This window comes from Vibrio sp. 10N.286.51.E5, from assembly GCF_041469125.1.
Lineage (GTDB): Bacteria > Pseudomonadota > Gammaproteobacteria > Enterobacterales > Vibrionaceae > Vibrio > Vibrio crassostreae_C.
The window spans coordinates 12,230-30,487 of the sequence record NZ_JBFRJZ010000004.1 but is presented as its reverse complement, the minus strand read 5'-3'; the positions used below and the strand labels follow the sequence as shown (position 1 = coordinate 30,487).

The following is an 18,258-nucleotide window of genomic DNA, read 5'->3' as shown; positions in this document are numbered from 1 at the left end:
ACATGTTGAGAGAAATTGAATATGAAAAAGGCTCTAATTCTTATTACGTCTTTAGTATCGTTTGGCCTACTTGTTGGTTGCCAAGCAACATCAGAAACGAGCGCTTCTCAAGAAGTGGTTGCAGAGAACACTCAAGTGATTTCAGGAACAGTAAGCTACCGTGAAAGAATTGCATTGCCAGAGAATGCAGTGGTTACCGTTACGCTAGAAGATATCTCACTGGCTGATGCACCATCGACGGTTATCGCAACTCAAGAGTTCACCACAGACGGTAAGCAAGTACCGTTCGCATTCGAGCTGAGCTACGACAACGACAAAATTAAAGCTAACCACCGTTACAACATGCGCGCATCGATTCATGTTGACGGTAAACTGCGTTTCATAACGGACACGATTAAGTCAGTAATTACTGATGTAGAAAATACACAGCAAGCAGACCTACGTTTGGTTGGTGTTCGTTAATCAGAAATCGATGCCACTGTTAAGGCATCTTGATTGGCTTAACTTAGCCAGTTGAATCAGCGATTAGTGGCAGCTCTAGGGCTGCCATTTGTATATTCCGAGTTTGATCTTTCCTGCATCACTCACCTCAATCCCTTCTTTAACCAAATGCTGCTTTTGTCGGTCGAACGAATCACCCTTTAAAGAGATTTCACCCTTGCTGTTTATCACTCGATACCAAGGCAGTTTGCTACCTTCTGGCAGGTTACCCAGCGCTTTACCAACATGGCGCGCATAGCCCGGAAATCCTGAAAAACGTGCTATGTCTCCATAAGTTGTTACTTTCCCATATGGAATTTGGTGAATCACAGCAAAGATTTGGCTCAAAAATTGGTCCATACTAAATGTTCCTAGTTCATAAATACCAATCACAGTAAGTAAGTGTTCAAAAATAGCGCAGGGAAAAAGCTTGAGAGCAAGGCCGCTCTTTTTGATAAGAAGTTTTGATAAGTAGTCATTCTCCAATCAAAAAATCTAACGAGGTTATCGAGTTTTTTAACAAGCTAGGGTGACCAGTTAATTACTACGATTGGTATGGTACCACGGATCGGTAGAAGGAGAGGGCTATGGTATTTACAACGTTTCAGTTCTTGATCACCACATTATTAGCGGTTGTTTGCGCGAGAGCAATCAGTTTAAGTGAGGGAGATATCCCGGTGCTTGCAATGGTCATTCCTGCCTTATGGATTTTACCGCAGGGAGGCATAGCAGGATTAGCTTTGCTTGCTGCCATGACCACTTATGGTCTAACCCTTCCTTTGCAGCCTATCACGCTGTCTGTCAGTGCGTGGGTACTGTTCCCGCTATTGATGGTGGTCTTTTCAAGACGCAGTAGTTTGTCGGTCGTGATTATTTCCGGCTTGATTGTGACTACTTTGCAGGTCGGGATCATGGTGACACAATCAGCAGGCAAGCTTGAAGGCGTCCCGTGGGTTACCACACTTCAAACCTTATCAATCATCGTGATTTGGTGGGCGGCAAATCATCTTAAGCCTGCTAGCCGACACAGCTGGTGGTCATTAGGCTTAATACTTCCATTATGGATAGCCGATTTACCTTATGCCGCTTTGGTTGCCTTGTGTGTAACGGGCATCATGGCATCGATGGAAACGCTGACGCGCTTGAAAACCTTCCGCTGGAATAAACTACTGTGTTGGACACTGCCAACGGTTGGTTTTGCGGCTTTGGTGATTACTCCAAGCATCGAAGTACCGAGCCCAGTCTTTGTGGTGTGGTTGTGTCTATTAGGTACCGCGTGGATGACAGACTACATCATTCGCACAGAAGATAACGAAGACATCGATATCTAGTACTCCAGCAATCCAAACCTTCCAAATGCAGGTAAATGGTGAATTTACCTGCGATTTTCTAATGGTTTGAATAAAGGATAAGCACTTAGACCGCAATTGTTCAAAAATAGGGTGGAAGGGCTTGCAATGGTTGCTGTGATGCTTAATAATCCAATCACTCTTTGAGGCAAGCCTCTTAGAAAACGAATCTATGGGGGCCTGGTCCTCCCGCAACAATAGCTCGTGAACTCGGTCAGGCCTGGAAGGGAGCAGCCGCAGCGAGTGACTTGTGTGCCGGGATGTGGCTGGGTTCCCACCCATTTAAAAAGCCGTTACTGATGTGACGGCTTTTTGCTATCTAAATCCTTTCAAATCATCTGCTTACCACAACTGAAAGTAAGCTAAAAAGTGAAAATACGCTTGGTACTAAAAGATGGTACTAAACTATGCGTTATCTCCAATTAAAACCGAATGGAAAGTGGCAATTTCGCTTTCAAATTCCCCCTCAGTTTCGTCAACACTTCAACCATCGTCGAGAAGTAAAAAAGACTTTACATGCTAGTTCGAAACAGGAAGCATACATACTAGGAATACAACACGAACTGGCAATTAAAGAATATATGTCTGAGATTACGATCGGTGGAACTGTTACTAGCTTCGATGAAGTTCATGTGCGAGAGATGGTCGCGAGAATGGCGACCAAAGGAATCTCTTTAATTCATGAGGCGGTATCGAGAATTCAGAATGACGGTACTTTCAAAGCGGCATTAATGCAAGCGAGGGATACTCAGGACGCGTGTGGCGGTGCAGAGCAAGTCGAGGGCTTCTTCTCGTTAGACTTAAGATGTAGTGGTGCACTTGGTTCATTGAGAAGTATTTATCCTGACTCTGTATCACCACGAAAAAGGGCTGAGCAGTTAGTTAGATCTGAGAGTCTTCTAGATGAATCTGCGAAAGGAAGTGCAGCCTTTGACTTATTCTTCAATAAGTTGATCATGGTTTTCAAACATCTGATTGATGCGAGAATTTCGATTGAGAACATGGAGCTTGCTCAGGCGAGTGCTATTGCTGTTCAATTAAAAGATCTTTCAGTTACGGATAGCCAATCAGCTACGGTGAGAGAAGCTCATGCTCTGGTATCGTCATCTATCGCTGAAATGTTTGAACGAGGTAATGCAGTTAGACGGAAACATGATCGCGGGTCATCAGTGGCTGCTAAAGCCGTCACTCCTCCAGAATCTTCTTTGGCAAATACAACACCAATATTGACAGTTGATGAGTTAGAAAAAAGTTACTTGGCAGAAAAAGCAAACCAGAAAAAGAGCGAAAAGCTGCAGGCAGGCAAAGGTGGCGAAGAGATTAATCTAGCTGACACAAAGAAGGCGATTAACCGATTCAAAAAGGTTATTGCACTTACAGGTATCTCTGATCTAAGTAAAATTTCCCGTGATGATGCAATAGAAGTAGTTGATATATTGAGAATGCTACCTGCAAATCCATTCAATAAAAAAGGTAAAAGGCATCTTTTTGATGCGAATGATGTTAGTAGCTGGGTTGATGTAAATAAAGAAGCTAAATTGCCAACAATTCAGGAGACTACCGTTGGTGCGTATATGGAAGCCGCGTCAACCATTTTTAATTGGGCAGTCAAGCATCAAAAGCTAAGCTATAACCCATTTCGTGGAATTGTTAACAAAAGAAAAGGCTTAAATAAGGACATTCAAAAGTCTTTCTCAGAGGACGACTTAGAAAAGATATTTAGTCATGACGTGTTTACTAAACTAGATCTTGGAACCGCGAGGAATACGAATCTACCTTATCAGTCACGATACTGGGTGCCACTACTAACGATATTGCATGGAATGCGTCCCAATGAGGCAGCTCAGTTACAAGGTCAGGATGTACTTCAAATAAAAGGTATTTGGTGTTTGCGGATTACGGATGAAGGCAAGCACCAAAGTGTCAAAAATAAAAATTCACGCAGAATAATACCTATTCATAAAGTTATAATTGAAAAGGGTTTTTTGACTTACATTAAAGGGATTGGTAAAGATGGGCAACTATTCCCAGAATTGGTGCACCATAATTCTGAACATTTTATGAAAAGGTTAGGAGACTGGTTTAGGACTTATATATCTGAACCAAATGGCTTCACTATGCGAAGTTTGGGCTTTTATAACTTTAGGCATACTTTCATTAACCACTTTAAACAAAATGGCGTTTCCGATGTCGTACCCGCTGAGATTGTTGGGCATCTTCATCAAAACTTCACATATAACAATTACGGTGATGCGGTTGATGTAGTTAAGATGAAAGAGCACATAGATGGCTATCAAGTGCCCGCTTTAAATCAGGTTCAGCCTATGTTTCAGCAATAGAGTGTCATTGAACAACTTGTACTCTTAATTCTGAACTGCATTTGAATGATTGTAAGGGGCTAGTACATAGCCCCTTGCCATGCTAGACGTGATCTGGGTGAATGAGTAAACCTAAGACAGGTTTGATCGATTGTTTCGTTGTGATCATGCCTTCTCTCAAGTAACCATGTGCGATTAGCGTGTTGATGGCTTCTTCGCGTTGCTTAGCTGTTGTCAATGACTTCCAACCCTTCTGAGATAGGCTATGTCTCGTGAACTGACCTTGGAATTTCGATAGGCGTGAGAGAAGTATTTGCGCTGGGCTATCAACAGCGACTTTCTCCTGTGCCGAGGCAACAATTCGATAAGCGTGAGAACGAAGGTAGCGCATCCACACCATAGCTTGGGTAATACTCTTTACTTCTACAACATTATTTGGTTGAAAGGGTTTACCCTTAGTTGTATTCGATGCTTCCTCTATCAGGTGAAAGATCATCGCAAGTTTTGCGCAATGCTCTAATCGCTTGACGTGATAAGACTCCATCATTGATGAACTATTCGACACATCTAACAACGCTTCTTCTGACCACTTTGTCCATTTTTCCTGCGCCTTATGAGAAAATTTGAGTACGATGGGGTCAAGAGGTGTATCTAACTCAGCCAACTTAGCAAATACATGATGCACAGATGCAGTCGCTTTGTCGGATACTCGATGATCTGTAGGTTTACTCTCAGTTCTAGTCGGTAGGACTGACATTTGCAGGCAGCGTTCAAGAAAACCATCATTCTGTTTCCCCTCGGTCGCAGACCTGATGAGAGGCTTCAACATATCGGGCTGAATTCCGCCGAGTAACCCGACAAAAAGTTGCGGAAGAACAACATCTTCACGGCTGACACGACGGATGACATAAGAGTTACGTTGACCACTGTAACCCTCCAAATAAACAGAACGTTCATGACTTCGACTTTGTTGATTAAATACACTCAGTAGTCCTGAGATCTCATCTCGAACAATTGTTAATCCTGATAAAGATGTCTCCGCGCACTGAGTTAGAGCCTCAACTGTGCAGTCATTAATAAAAATTTCTCTCTGGTCGAGAACTGGTGGTTCTTCTAGTTGAGCAATTTTATCTGCTATAGCTATTTGAAGTATCTCATCTTCCATGTCGAAAGCATCTTCTAATTCTTGTTCTAACTCTTGACGCTTTACATTTAAACGCTTCCTCTTTAGGGCATTTATAGTGGTGTTGCGTTTAGTTACAGGAGCAATGACCTCCTTCTTTACCTTATTAACAAAAGACATCGTTGCAGACATTGCTGGTGTTTTTTTCTCCGAGGCTTTACCTACCAACAGTGACCACAGGATACAAACAACCCGCCATTTATCATGTCGTTTCGGCTCTATTTCGACATTGCTACCAATCAGAGCAGCTATCATAGTAATAAGTGAAACAGCGAGGTAGTCGGGCGACATGTTATCAATCGAGTATGCTTTTTCTCGCACAAATGCGCGAATTGATTTCGGTAGCATCTCATCACGCAGTTTCAATGCTGGGGGAAGGTCATCCTCAATGAGAGGTCGAGGTAGTTCCCATTTTGGAAATGTATCCCCTCTACCTGCAACACCTGCGTCACCTGCCGAGTAGTTAGAGTCATCACCTGTTGGCTCAAGGTTTGGTAGCTCAAGTTGTCTATCACTTAACTCACAAACGGTGTGTTCTACTTCTTGAATTTGGTCGATGACCTTAACTCTAACGTTTGTTCCTTTTGGTTGTTTTTGCTCGATATTGGGCAGTTCAAGCTGTACCGCGTTCTTTATGTTAGACATAGATAGTTTCTTTCGATGAAACATCATTTATTTGTGAGAGAGACGCAAGTGCTCAACGAAAGAAAATTAAATGAATCAGCATATCTGATTGAAATTGCTCTAAAGATTTTTTAGGGGAGTTAAGAGGGCGCCCCCTCTTACAAGTGAGGAAACAGTTAGCGACGAAGTCTCGGTTTTTCCTATCTTGACTACATGAAACTCAATGCAAGATTTTGTTTTAGCAGGAAAAATTTATATAGTTTAGAAAAATCATGTTGAAAAACTGGACAGTTGTTACACAAGCGGCTTTAGATGTGATGGCTAGAGAGCACTATCTGCTCAACAAGTCTCACCGTAATCACAAACGCACCGAAAAGATCATTAACATCTTTGGTTCTCAAGCAGAGTCTTTGAATATTTTGCGCAATACAGAGAGATACAAGCTCAGGCAGGCAGCTAAGCGAAGAGGTGGTCGTCCACCCACGGCTGCAGTGGAGTTTTCTCTCAATTTGCCTAAGGGTATTAGACCTTCGACTCGAGAGTGGCGTCAGATGTTGAACAAACTAATGAGAGAGTTGGCTGCTCACCTTGATGTATCAACGAGCCAGCTTGGAACTATCGTACGTGCTGTCGTTCATCAACAAGATCAAGATCCAAGCGTTCGAGGTACTGGTGACCACATGCATCTTTTGGTCGGCAAATTCACTGATGAGTTAGAATACCTACATGATTTGCAGCGTAAATCCACAACAAGGCTGGTTAAAATTGCTTTTAATAACGCTGTGAATGACGTTATGGGGATAAGTCATCAATCCTATCAGATACAAAAAAACTACTCTGGTTTAGCGAAGAAGCGAGCACCATCTTGGAGAGTGAAAGCGGCACGTAAGCAAGAGATTATTAAAGCGCAAGAACGTCACCTCAAGAAAATGATCAATCAAGCTAATAAGTGGCTCGAAGCTTATGAAGTTGGAGACTATAGGCAGATGAATAGGCAATACAACCGCCTAATCAAGGGGATCGAAACTGTTGGTAGTTCAAATGACGAAACGGCATCATTGTATGAATTTATGCAACGGTTGGTTCGCAAGGTGGAGACGAAAGCCCAGAAGGGCAGACTGCTAACAAGTAGAATGTCTAAGCCTGCCGTTTAATTTTGGCGTCGTCTATCTCTCCTCTGGACAGAACTAAGTCAGAAACGTGCTAAATTGGTAAGACATGAACAACTGAAAACATGGCAAATTAAGGATTGCAGGAGAGTAGGTAAAGTAAGAGTATGGAGCTGTATGCACCTTATCAAACTATACTAGGGACTCACTCTGGAAGACGTCAGTTTGTGAAATAAGAACCAAAGAACAACCCCGAAAGTTACAGTAGGTGACTAGTAGTCCCATTCCCTTCCAAACAAGATTGAATATATTGATTGAGTTGGTCACTTACATCAAATTTCTTATTTGTGACCCTCTCTTCAAAGGCTATCTTATGCCTTAGCATAGCCTCAGCACTCCAATACTCAGCAAACTTTAGCATGACTCCGACTTGCTGGCTTGCTCGAAAATCTCTATCAAATTTCCCTTGGTTATTTAAATTTATAACTATAAATTCTAAACCTCTAATGACTGGCCTGAAGAGTGTATAGAACTGGGCATCCTCCATTCGATTTATACCGCACCTCTCAATCAATTGCGCTTCATGCTGGGCTAAGTTATGCCAGATGCTTTTGTCTATGCCATAGCTATCGTACAAACAATTTAACCGAGCACAAGCTACTCTGTGAGTGTCTTCCTGAATGACACTACTTTTGCCATAACAATCTGAAATAAATTTTAGTTCAACGACAACAATCGAATGTAACGACTCGTTGAATGTTGTCGAGAGCTTTAAATTTCCTGCATGTGATTCTGGATACATGATTTCATAGACGATATTTGCATGCGTTAATACTGTTGTATTAGAAGACTCAGCGTGCTCACGAAACATCTCCAAATGTTTGCAATAGTTACTAAAAATATTTTGACTGGTTGCTAAAGCTATCTGTATTTGAGTCTGCTCTGAGCGATGATATAGAGCTATAAATCCCACTATTGGTATGATAGCTGCTAGAATTTTAAGCGGCACCGAATATACCTGTACAGCAAAATTAAAACCATGATAGCTGGGATCCCAAGTGAGATTTGAGTTGCAAGCAATGAGAATACTAATAAATGCCGCAGCCAATACGAGCACTATGACGACTCCTCTTACCAATGGCAGTTGTAAGAGAGTCAACTCTGGTTTAATCATATGAGGTAGTCCAATTAACACATACTTAAAATTCAAAAAAACCACTTTAAACTATATAAAATCAACAGTTTAGGCAAGGGTTTCTTCAGCCTAAAAATTGAAGCGAGGTGACTCTGTGCATTAAGATGAAAAGCTAGCTAGATGACCCAAATTGTTGATGATTATGTTAGGTCGGGTCTTGTCTTTACCAGTCAAATTATTTCTTGAAGTCTAAAGTTACTAATTATCTGAGTTTGTATTTCGAATGCTTAACGCACTTTGAGGGGAAACTGTTTCACCGACAGCACAAATAATTTGGTGTCATCCTCAAATTGTGTATGTTTAAGAAAAAGCATGCGACAAACTCCTGTGACTCCCTTGGGAAGGGCGCTACTCGGCGATAAAGAGATCAAACGAGCACTATTACTCAAACAAGTCGAAGACATCTGCCTTGAAGTGGGATTGCTTACACCGCTAGATGTCGTCACTAGATCTAAACAATGGCATTGGGTGGATGAGATAGTTGATGACCATATTATGGGATCTGGGTTGCTTCGACGGTTAATGTTCAAGCACGCCAAACCCGATGATGGTTGTGAGTTATTCAACTCGATAGTGCATGACATCGTTGAAAGGATTATGAGTCAAAAGAGTTCTTTTCCACACAGGCGTTAAGTCAATAGTGTAAGGTGCCAATATGGCACCTTTTTTATATCTTTTCGCAGGTGATGCAGGCTTTGCAGGTACTCTCTCCTCACTTGCGGGCACCATTGAGAATTCCCTAAGCACAGTAATTGGTTTTTGAGCTTATCGATTATAAGATAGCTAAAGGTGGTACTGAAAGACGGTACTAACATAAAATCGAGAGAATCAAGATCTTTTCATAATTAATTGATTTTAAAGGCTTTTTTGTTTTTCGGGATGGGGAGGCTGGGTTCCCACCCATTTTGATGTTTGCAAATTAACTTATATCTATAGCATTGATATATGTACTAATTGCAGTATTCCGCCTTTAAAAGCCAGAGCTAGGAAATTCCTAACTCTGGCTTTTGTCGTTAGATCAATAGCAAAAAATATACTATACCTACTAATACCAACTTAGTTTGATATGGTGTTGAATGACTGCGATCGTTAAAGTTCAAGCTCAAATCAAGATTGATCACTCAGGGTTAATGCTCAATATTCCTGTTCTTATTACTGAACAGGGCGTATTTGAACCTTTGCTTGATTACGTTATTAGCCAATCTCATATAAAAAGCCTTCCTTGGATGAACCGAGTTGTGTTTGCATGCCAGTTATTACTGGAATACATGGAGGTCAATCGTGGGTTATTCTCAGAACCGAACCTTCTATTTCAATCTTTTGTACAACGGCTATCATCGGGGACCATCGACAAAGTAGGGTTTGATTCATCAGGTTTGTTTTGGTTACCTCGATCCGTCTCCAACGTTAATCAGCTTTTATCTGCATTGAATGGATTAACGGATTGGCTCTCTATCCATAAAAATACAAGCAGTCTTAACGACTTTGAAGAAGCAACCACCCACCAAGAGCGACTCAATTACGCCGCGTGGCACAAGAGAAATCAGTACAATTTTCTTGGCCATATAAAAAAAAATGCACTTCCCGAATTATTGAAAAAGGTCAGGAAAGTTCGTGGGAAGAAAGACGTAATTAAAGTGGACGGAGACGCGATTTCATTTCCAGAACAGCTATTTAAATCTTTTTTTATCGACGGTGTCGGCAGTGCGAGAGACTCCAGAATTGCCATTCGCGATCAGCTGATTTTGCTGTTGATGCACGGGGCTGGGGTTAGAGAGAGTGATGCTCTGCATTTGTGGGTTGATGATGTGTTTCTTGATCCAATGAACTCTGATAGTGTTACCGTTCGTTTATATCATCCTGAAGATGGCAAGGCACCGAATCATTGGGTCGGTAGAAAACGACAAAGTACGCGTTCGGCTTACCTTGCTGAAAAGTATCACCTAACACCACGCAATAAACTCACGGGTACCGCCAGAGTTGGTTGGAAAACCAAAGTGGTCGACCACGATGATAACTATATTCAACTTCATTGGTTTCCCTCTTATTACGGGGAAGTGTTTGCTTATTTATGGCAGCAATATTTATTTGCTTTGCTCCCTATTCAGCGCAATCACCCTTACGCTTTTGTTTCTTTTTCTAGACGGCAACTAGGTAACGCATTAACGCTAAATGCTTTCAATCAAAGCTATGCGGCGGGTATGGGCAGAATAGGTCAACTTGCATCGAAGCCAGAAGGTCGTTCACCTCATGGACATCGCCATGCCTATGGAAGACGCATGTCTAATGCAGGGGTAGATGTGCGATTCATTAAGAAAGCACTGCATCACTCTTCTCTATTATCTCAGTCGATCTACACCCAACCAGGCGTCCGTGATGTCACACTTGCTTGCGAGCGTGCCACGCAGAAGCTTGATGGTCAGCAGTATGCGAACTTCAAGCAAGATGTTGAACTGAGTTGGGAAACCATTATGGAATCTGGGTTCGAAGATATTGATCCCGACGGTTTGTTTTCAGGTAAAGCGCCAAAATTTGGGAAACGAACTAAATGAAATCAATAGACTATGAATTTAATTGGTTCACCGAAAAGAATGGTTCGGGTTGGGATACGTGGCGAGAGGTTGCGGCGACGTGGTTGCATCAAAAGAAGTATGGCATTGATCATAAGAAGAATGCATTGGACCGGTTTTTGGATGAATACTTAGTTCCGAAATTTATTATTGATCCCGTCGAGTTTTTCGAAATGGGTCCGCAAGATTATGATCAGTTTCTCGGTCAATTCGAATTGTCGGAAGGCTACAGGGTTCGACAAAACAATGAGGTGTGCTCGTTTATCGATTGGGTGATAACCACATATTACTCGCAACCGGATGATGACGGTGAGTTGGTTGCTATGTTCAAAAACCCTTTTCAAAAGGGGTCTAATCCAGTTAAAAATCAAGAAACGGTCTACAACGCTTTACCTTATACCTACATTAAACGGTTGCGAAAAACTCTTTGTCCGATTGAAAGGGGAAACTTTTCAGACTGGAAATGGGCGATTGAGCAAAGTGACGCATTTATATTGAATGGCCGGCATCAAAGAGACTGGTTTATTGTTGACGGCTCTGTCATTGATAAAGATGACCCTGATTTTGTATGGCGGAAAATCAAAGTAGATAAGCCTCGCAGTATTAGAATTGATGGAGTGCTAAAACCGTTTAAGAAAGGTGAGCATTTTTATGTGATTTGGTCCCCCGTTCGCGCAATGGCACTGTACCTAAAATTGCAACTTCCATTACGTACTTTTCAGGTTCGTATGCTTGATTCTGGTGAAGCCGATACGTGGCGCTACGAAAGTGGAAGTTGGGTTGCTAACGAAATGAATGATTTTGTTGAAGGCAGTGAAAAGCACCCTTGGCAAAAAGGTGTATTTCACCGAATCATCACACCAGACATTGGCGATGTGATGACAGGTCTTTACATTAATACTAATAAGACCGCTGATAAGAATAAGGATGAAATCACGCGAGGCTATGTGATCCCTTGGCAGCATGAAGAGGTCTTATATTGGCTAGAAAAACTGCGCAACTGGCAACAGAAATACAACCCTATTACGGAAGCAACCTCTATTCATCAGCTTGATTACAAACATTTTGGAAGCACAAAAACTGATATTCAGCGCAATGAAATTGGCAACATTTGTTTTTTGTTCCGCAATGCCGCCGCCACCATAAATAGTGAAAAGAAATTGCCGATAACCCAAGGGTATTTGAATACACTTTGGGTTAATTTAATGGCGCAACTCGAACAGGATGTTCATGAAGATGACCATAAATTAACGGACGGTAGTAAAGTTAATTTTATTGACCCTACCAATCATCGTAAGACGTTTTTCCCACTGCATTCATTACGTGTCTCGCTTATCACTTGCTACACCATCGAAGGGGAAATCCCCGCGCCGGTATTATCCAAATTACTGGTGGGTCACAGTAGGCTCATCATGACGATGCATTACACTAAGATCTCGCCTGTGATGATGGCGAAAAAAATGCAGGTGGCAGAAAGCAAAATTGAAGAACAAAACGACGCAAGCTTGCATTCATTTTTGGTCAATAAATCGATAGAGCAGATCGGCTTAAAATCCGCTTATACAGATATTGAGTCGCTGCGCACGGTACTAAGGGTGAGGAACCCCGCAGGATGGCAGGAAAAAGCGATAGGTATTTGTTTAGCAGGAGGGAATACCACGCCCCTTGTGGAAAACACTTCAATTGCAGGTTGCTGGAATGGTGGTGAAAAACTAAAAAAAGCGAATCGTAATCAAGCGGACTTGTATGGCCCTGTTCCTCATGGAATTGAAAATTGCGTCCGTTGTCGCTGGTTTATCACCGACATCAAATACATCCATTCATTAACCGCTCACTTTAACAACCTTAGCTATCACGCCTCTGAATCAGCCAAAATCGCAGCAGAATTAGAAGCTGAGCAAGCTGAGTTGTTGGATGAAGAGTACTTTTGTGAGGTGAATAATGAGCCTTTCAAAAAATACGAGTATTTGCATCAAATAGATCGACGCATTGAAAAGCAAAAAATTGGTGCGGATGAATACTGTAAAGACTTAGTCGCGTGTTTTCAGATCATTCGTAAGCTCATTAATATCGAAGAGCAGCGCCTGCCAGAAGATACAGCGGATAAAGTCGTCGCAATGGGCTCACATGCCGAGATCTCTCCCTTCTTTAGCTTTCTAGATACAGACTCTGAATTTAGGCAATTGATACAACTGTGTGATGACGCAGAAGTTTACGCCGATCTGCGGGATGATTTAAGAAAAACACCCGCGATCACTCATCGTTCAAACAAGTTGAATTCAATGCTAATGCAATCGGGTTACATGCCATTTTTGATGCAACTTGATGATGAAACGCAACTGTTAGCGGGCAATGCAATGATTAATGCCATGCTCAAAGCGACAGGAGAACTTGATAAAACCAAAGCGATGGGTCTCATCGCATCGTATCTTGATACGGAAACGTATTTACAAGACGCGGGTTTGTTGGAGATTGGGGTTAAAGCTATTGAATCTCAAACCGGAATTAATATTTTACGTCTTGCCGATTTATCGAAAAACAAAGTTGGAGTGACTAAAAATGGCTAGCCCCGTTGATCCACATATCGTATTAGAAGAGCTTTGCTCAAGAGCAACAGCCCGCACAACGACAGCGCTAAGAACATTGCACCAAATTCTAGAACAACAAAGCCAGATGAAGTCATTGGACTTCTCTATTGTCACGATTGGAAAGTTATCTCAAGAACAAGGTGGACCTTCGACACAAACCATTCGTAATCGAACAGGAAAGCATTTTCAGCAATTGATTGATGCGTGGGCAGCCTATTCGGGAACGACTCGTAAGAAGCCACTCTCGGTGCGTCAAAAGCAGCTTCTCAACAATAATGACCAACGCATACTGGAGTCTATCGATGATCCAGTCATTCGAGCGGTTGTCGGTTCGTTAATTGCGGAGAGGAACAAATACAGAGACCAGCTTAACGTATTAAAAGCGAATGCCGATATTGTCATAGACCGGACTACTAAATCTCAGCCTCAGGTGGCGGCTACTTCAAATCAGCTGACACCAATAGAAGTGGAGGCTCTGCGGTTTGCCATTTCTGACGAGTTTATGGATGAAAAAAGATGGGTTGTGATGCCGACGGGGCAAGTTAAAGATGAAAATGGCATAGAGGTTTACCAGCGAGGTTATGTGAATGGGGTGCTTAAATTAATCTAAGTGTGGGGGAAGTAGGGCTGTGGACGACGCTTTGCCCGGAAGTGAGTTGAGTTAACGGTTACCGGATCACCTAACAAGGTTTTGCCCCATTGTGTGTTTCGATCCCACTAAGCGCTACCGACTAACATGACTTTTTCAAAAATAAAACTAATACAAAAAGTCAATTGCTATATACCAGATTGGCTCAACTCATTAGTTGAAATTCACTAAACTTAGCAAAATTAGGTGTGTTTGAACTACCACTAAAGGTATAAAGCATAAGTCCTTTTGCTTGGCCGTTTAATGTCTTCGCAGAGCCAATGACTTGCCAAGAGCGTTTTTGATTACATTCCAAGAACGCAGTGATAGTACCATCATTTTTTTCTATCTTAACTGAGGCTGTCGTGCCTTCAAATGTGCTAAGTTGTTTGATCTCTGGTTGACCATTTTGCTCTACAACAAACACAATGGAAGGCTCGCCCATGAACATTTCTTTACTAATTTTGATGTAGTTATCGTTGTCCCAGTAAATGCCTAGGCCAGCTTGTTCAAATGGCAAGGTTGGCTCTAAGGTGATGGTTACTTCTGCGCTATAATTGGGTTGAGATACTGGGTAGATGAAAATGTTATCCACGTCACTTGAACCCGCGCCAAAAATATTGCCTTCTTGCACTTGCATCGACAACAGCCCGTTATCAAATGACCAATGGCTTGGGTTCTCATTTTGAATGTACCAGTCGTTTAAATTCTTCATTTCGGACTCCTTGGGTTTAGATCATGCGTTGGCGAAGGCTATAAAAAATATCTTCAAGGTCGCCAAGTTTTTGCTGCTCTATGCGCTTTAGCTGTTGCTGCACCGTGTCATACATGAGCTTATTGTTCATGTCATTCAGTGTCGCATAGTGGTGGGTACGACGACCTAAAATAAAATTATTTTGATCGTTTTCGTTCATCAACATGAAGTGATCAATGGTACGTAAAAACGCCTCTTTATCATGCGGAAATTGTCCATTGAGTTCCGTCAGCAAATTTATCCCATGATAATTACCGTAATTGCTTTTGATGCCATCTAATTGGCTGATCAATTGAAATTGTTCTTCCAACATCTCACGCTCTGAAAGTGGCGTAAACTGGCCGTTTTGAACCATATCATCCAACTCAGTACCAGGTTTTACCGCTAGCGATAATATTCGGATCTCCTCAGGATCAATCTGGTTTAATAGCTGGGCAGTCTGTGCGATATGGTGCTCGGACAACGCCTTCCCACCTAAGCCAAGAATGATGAATGTCATCATTTTCATACCCGCCTGCTTCGCGTACTCGGCTGATTTCAAAATTGACTTAGGGGTGATCCCTTTTTTCATCAACTTGAGTACCTCAAGCGAGCCCGACTCCATACCGCAATACAGCATGTTTAACCCTGCATCGCAGATAGCCCTCATCTCGGCTGGAGACTTTTTAGTCATGGTTTGAGCTCTGCCATATGAGCTAATTTGTGTGAGCTCCGGGAACGCCTCTTTTAGTGTATTGAGCACATCCAGTAAATCGTCCGTTTCCATTGCAAAGGAATCACCATCTTGCAAAAAACAGCTCTCAAACTGTCGGTTTTTATAGAAGGCTCGTGCCGCCCAGATATCACGTTTGATCTCTTCGACAGGACGAATAGAGAACTCCATCCCTTCAAACAGAGTACAGAACTTACATTTATTCCACGGGCAGCCTTGTGTTGTCCGTATCAGCAAACTGTCTGCTTCAGAGGGTGGGCGTATTGGACCTTGTTGAAATTGTATCTGTGTCATGGCTTATCTATCCATCAATGAAATCAATAAGCGCATGCTACGTAATTTAAAGCACAGTAAAAACTGGGGCTAGTTTGATTTATTATCAAATTAAAATAGACAATCCATTATCAATCTATTTTTGATAATAAATCAAATGGGAGGTTGTTTATGGATGTGAATGCGTGTCGTACTATACATCCAACCCAACAAGGCAGCGAAGGCATCGTTTGATAAGCTGCATAACGTTATGATGAGGAATACCCTATGAGCAAGTTAACTATCGTTGCAAACATCGTTGCTAATGAAGACAAAATTGAACTAGTAAAAGCAGAACTGCTAAAACTAATCGACATCACACGCGCTGAAGAAGGCTGCATTAACTACGACCTTCACCAAGATAACGAGAACCCAGCACACTTCATGTTCTACGAGAACTGGACTTCACGTGAACTTTGGCAGACACACATGGCAAACACGCACCTAGCCGAGTACATGGCAGCAACAGAAGGCTCAGTGGCAAGCTTCACGCTAAACGAAATGACGCAAATCGCATAAATAGTTTTTGATTCTGTAGTGTTTGGAAGGAAGGTCATCATGACCTTCTTTTTTTGCCTGTCGATGTAGTGAAAATAATGATTATTGATATCTGGTTCTATCTAGCTGCGATACCTGCTGTGTTCTTTTATGGGATGGGAAAAGGCGGTGTTGGAGGGATTTTGGGTATGCTCTCGGTGCCATTAATGGCAATGAGTGTTTCGCCTGTCCAAGCCGCTGCTATTCTATTGCCACTTTTATGTGGAATGGATCTAATGGCGCTGTTTTATCATCGTAAAAATTGCAATTATGCCGAACTCAAAGTCATGATGCCTTTTGCTGTGTTAGGGGTTATGGCCGCTTCTTACTTCATGGGCAGCCTTCCGACACACATTGTTGAACTAATGATTGGTGGATTGGCGCTGACTTTTTTGGGGCAAAAATTATTGTTGAAGCAATCAGGTTCACCTAACCGAATCAAAGGCTACGCATTAAACCTATTATCAGGTTTTTCGAGTACGATAGCTCATGCAGGGGGACCGCCAGCAAGCATGTATTTGCTACCCAAGAAACTGCCTAAAGAGCAACTTATCGGCACCAGCGTTGTGTTTTTCGCTGGGCTTAATTTTGTTAAGTTAGTCCCATACAGTTATATGGGACAACTCGATACACAAAACTTGATGACATCACTCGTGCTTGTACCTATTGCATTTATAGGGGTGAGAACCGGTGTTTGGTTGGTTAACATCATCTCTCAAGAGCTGATTTACAAAATCAGCTACAGCGTATTATTCATTACGGCTATAAAAATGTTGTACTCCGGAGTCGCTACGTTATAAGCCATCGTCAGTATCTTATAGCGCTCTTTTTTCTGCTAATTGCTCAAGTATCACGTTCGTTCTCTCTCTAAATAAATCTCTTAACAGCCGAACCGTTGGTGTGATGGACTGACGGCTCGGACAAACCAACCAGAGTTCAGTCGGCGTTGGTTTGTACTCCTTCATAATACTAACCACTCGACCTGCTAAAAGGTCATCAGACATATCAAGGCACGATTTGATTGCCACACCTTTACCTGCAACACACCAACGCCTCACCAGATCCCCATCATTCGAAGCTCGATTGCCTTTCAGTTTTACCTTATGAGTCGTACCCTCATGACTGAATAACCACTCATTTTGTAACACATCGTGCAATTGATAAAACAACGCATTGTGCTCAAGCAGATCGTTCGGCTGTGTGGGGGCTGGATTTTCCGCTAAATAGCTAGGGCTTGCACACAGCACTCTCTGTACATCACAGATTTTAAAGCCATACATATTGGCATCGGTTGGTGAGCCATAGCGCAGAGCCATGTCGACAGAATCACGGTAGAAATCAATATTGCTATCGCTAATACTTGAACGCAGTGAGACATTCGGGTATTGCAATAAAAACTCATCTAACCAAGGAGTAATAAGGTTACGCCCCAAATCAGACGATAGCGCGATACGAATTTCACCATCAATAATGCCCAAGTCTTCATGCATATTCATTTTGGCCTGCTCAAGCATCTTTAGCGCCTCTTGACACTGAGGTAAATAACGCTCCCCAGCAGAGGACAATCGCAAGTGACGGGTTGTACGGACAAAAAGCTCCGCGCCCAATGATGCCTCAACGCGCTTTACCGCTGCACTCGCTGTGGCGGTACGCATATCTAAACTGGTTGCCGCTGCGGTGATGCTGCGAAACTCCGCGACTTTTAAAATAACCTGTAAATCTTCTAAGAGCATGATGAGACCTTTACCAGAAAAAGGGACAGCAGTATTTGCTGCGTTTCTACTATTTATAAAGCAGTCTTGACGACAGAACAATCTGCATTCAAATTATTTTTGATAATAATTCAAATTAAAACCTGTTTTTCATTGTTAATAACTCGCCTATCATAGCTTCATTCAA

The 18,258-nt window shown here is 42.2% G+C and carries 15 protein-coding genes and 1 other RNA gene; 10 read left to right on the top strand and 6 right to left on the bottom strand.

Annotation, left to right across the window (positions count from 1 at the left end):
• Positions 1-21 precede the first annotated feature (21 nt).
• Positions 22-462 carry a YbaY family lipoprotein gene (locus AB4161_RS00535; protein ID WP_017058951.1) on the top strand — a complete coding sequence of 147 codons (441 nt, stop codon included), beginning with the start codon at positions 22-24 and terminating at the stop codon, positions 460-462.
• A 75-nt stretch (positions 463-537) separates the two neighbouring features.
• Here AB4161_RS00535 and AB4161_RS00530 read toward each other — a convergent pair whose 3' ends face one another.
• Complete coding sequence (locus AB4161_RS00530; RefSeq protein WP_372082532.1) at positions 538-840, bottom strand: MGMT family protein; 303 nt, start codon at positions 838-840, stop codon at positions 538-540.
• A gap of 227 nt (positions 841-1,067) precedes the next feature.
• Between AB4161_RS00530 and AB4161_RS00525 the strand changes: the two genes are divergently transcribed.
• The 3 genes from AB4161_RS00525 to AB4161_RS00515 all read left to right on the top strand — a co-directional run bounded on the left by AB4161_RS00525 (position 1,068) and on the right by AB4161_RS00515 (position 4,168).
• Positions 1,068-1,811 (top strand): hypothetical protein, encoded by a 744-nt coding sequence (locus tag AB4161_RS00525; protein WP_017070265.1) that lies wholly within the window; start codon positions 1,068-1,070, stop codon positions 1,809-1,811.
• A 196-nt stretch (positions 1,812-2,007) separates the two neighbouring features.
• Positions 2,008-2,104, top strand: an RNA gene (gene ffs / locus AB4161_RS00520) — signal recognition particle sRNA small type.
• Positions 2,105-2,236: 132 nt separating this feature from the next.
• On the top strand, positions 2,237-4,168 hold the full coding sequence (locus AB4161_RS00515; RefSeq protein ID WP_372082531.1) for a site-specific integrase: 1,932 nt from the start codon (positions 2,237-2,239) through the stop codon (positions 4,166-4,168).
• A gap of 82 nt (positions 4,169-4,250) precedes the next feature.
• On the opposite strand, the gene AB4161_RS00510 is transcribed toward AB4161_RS00515, so the two are convergent.
• On the bottom strand, positions 4,251-5,975 hold the full coding sequence (locus AB4161_RS00510; protein WP_372082529.1) for a DUF3987 domain-containing protein: 1,725 nt from the start codon (positions 5,973-5,975) through the stop codon (positions 4,251-4,253).
• 251 nt (positions 5,976-6,226) lie between these two features.
• Between AB4161_RS00510 and AB4161_RS00505 the strand changes: the two genes are divergently transcribed.
• Positions 6,227-7,108 (top strand): hypothetical protein, encoded by an 882-nt coding sequence (locus AB4161_RS00505; protein WP_372082528.1) that lies wholly within the window; start codon positions 6,227-6,229, stop codon positions 7,106-7,108.
• A 214-nt stretch (positions 7,109-7,322) separates the two neighbouring features.
• Here the strand turns inward: AB4161_RS00505 and AB4161_RS00500 are convergent, their stop codons facing one another.
• Positions 7,323-8,237, bottom strand: a complete 915-nt coding sequence (locus AB4161_RS00500; RefSeq protein ID WP_372082526.1) for a hypothetical protein — start codon at positions 8,235-8,237, stop codon at positions 7,323-7,325.
• 1,097 nt (positions 8,238-9,334) lie between these two features.
• Here AB4161_RS00500 and gmtY point away from each other — a divergent pair.
• Genes gmtY through gmtX form a run of 3 tightly spaced genes read left to right on the top strand, consistent with a single transcriptional unit; the run spans position 9,335 to position 14,026 of the window.
• The gene (gmtY, locus tag AB4161_RS00495; RefSeq protein ID WP_102319974.1) at positions 9,335-10,810 is read left to right on the top strand and encodes a gamma-mobile-trio recombinase GmtY; all 1,476 of its coding nucleotides are present in this window, start codon (positions 9,335-9,337) and stop codon (positions 10,808-10,810) included.
• Positions 10,807-13,395, top strand: coding sequence for an integrase family protein (locus tag AB4161_RS00490; RefSeq protein WP_102319973.1), 2,589 nt, complete (start codon positions 10,807-10,809; stop codon positions 13,393-13,395). The genes gmtY and AB4161_RS00490 overlap by 4 nt, the downstream gene beginning before the upstream one ends.
• Positions 13,388-14,026, top strand: coding sequence for a gamma-mobile-trio protein GmtX (gmtX, locus tag AB4161_RS00485; protein ID WP_102319972.1), 639 nt, complete (start codon positions 13,388-13,390; stop codon positions 14,024-14,026). The genes AB4161_RS00490 and gmtX overlap by 8 nt, the downstream gene beginning before the upstream one ends.
• A gap of 184 nt (positions 14,027-14,210) precedes the next feature.
• On the opposite strand, the gene AB4161_RS00480 is transcribed toward gmtX, so the two are convergent.
• Complete coding sequence (locus AB4161_RS00480; RefSeq protein WP_102281779.1) at positions 14,211-14,759, bottom strand: DUF1349 domain-containing protein; 549 nt, start codon at positions 14,757-14,759, stop codon at positions 14,211-14,213.
• A 16-nt stretch (positions 14,760-14,775) separates the two neighbouring features.
• Complete coding sequence (locus AB4161_RS00475) at positions 14,776-15,804, bottom strand: radical SAM protein (RefSeq protein ID WP_102281777.1); 1,029 nt, start codon at positions 15,802-15,804, stop codon at positions 14,776-14,778.
• A gap of 246 nt (positions 15,805-16,050) precedes the next feature.
• Here AB4161_RS00475 and AB4161_RS00470 point away from each other — a divergent pair, with 246 nt between their 5' ends.
• Together AB4161_RS00470 and AB4161_RS00465 are read left to right on the top strand one after the other, a co-directional pair.
• Complete coding sequence (locus AB4161_RS00470) at positions 16,051-16,341, top strand: putative quinol monooxygenase (RefSeq protein ID WP_102281775.1); 291 nt, start codon at positions 16,051-16,053, stop codon at positions 16,339-16,341.
• Between the two features lie 77 nt (positions 16,342-16,418).
• The gene (locus tag AB4161_RS00465; RefSeq protein WP_102281773.1) at positions 16,419-17,159 is read left to right on the top strand and encodes a sulfite exporter TauE/SafE family protein; all 741 of its coding nucleotides are present in this window, start codon (positions 16,419-16,421) and stop codon (positions 17,157-17,159) included.
• Between the two features lie 15 nt (positions 17,160-17,174).
• Here the strand turns inward: AB4161_RS00465 and AB4161_RS00460 are convergent, their stop codons facing one another.
• The gene (locus tag AB4161_RS00460; protein WP_102319970.1) at positions 17,175-18,092 is read right to left on the bottom strand and encodes a LysR family transcriptional regulator; all 918 of its coding nucleotides are present in this window, start codon (positions 18,090-18,092) and stop codon (positions 17,175-17,177) included.
• Positions 18,093-18,258 lie beyond the last annotated feature (166 nt).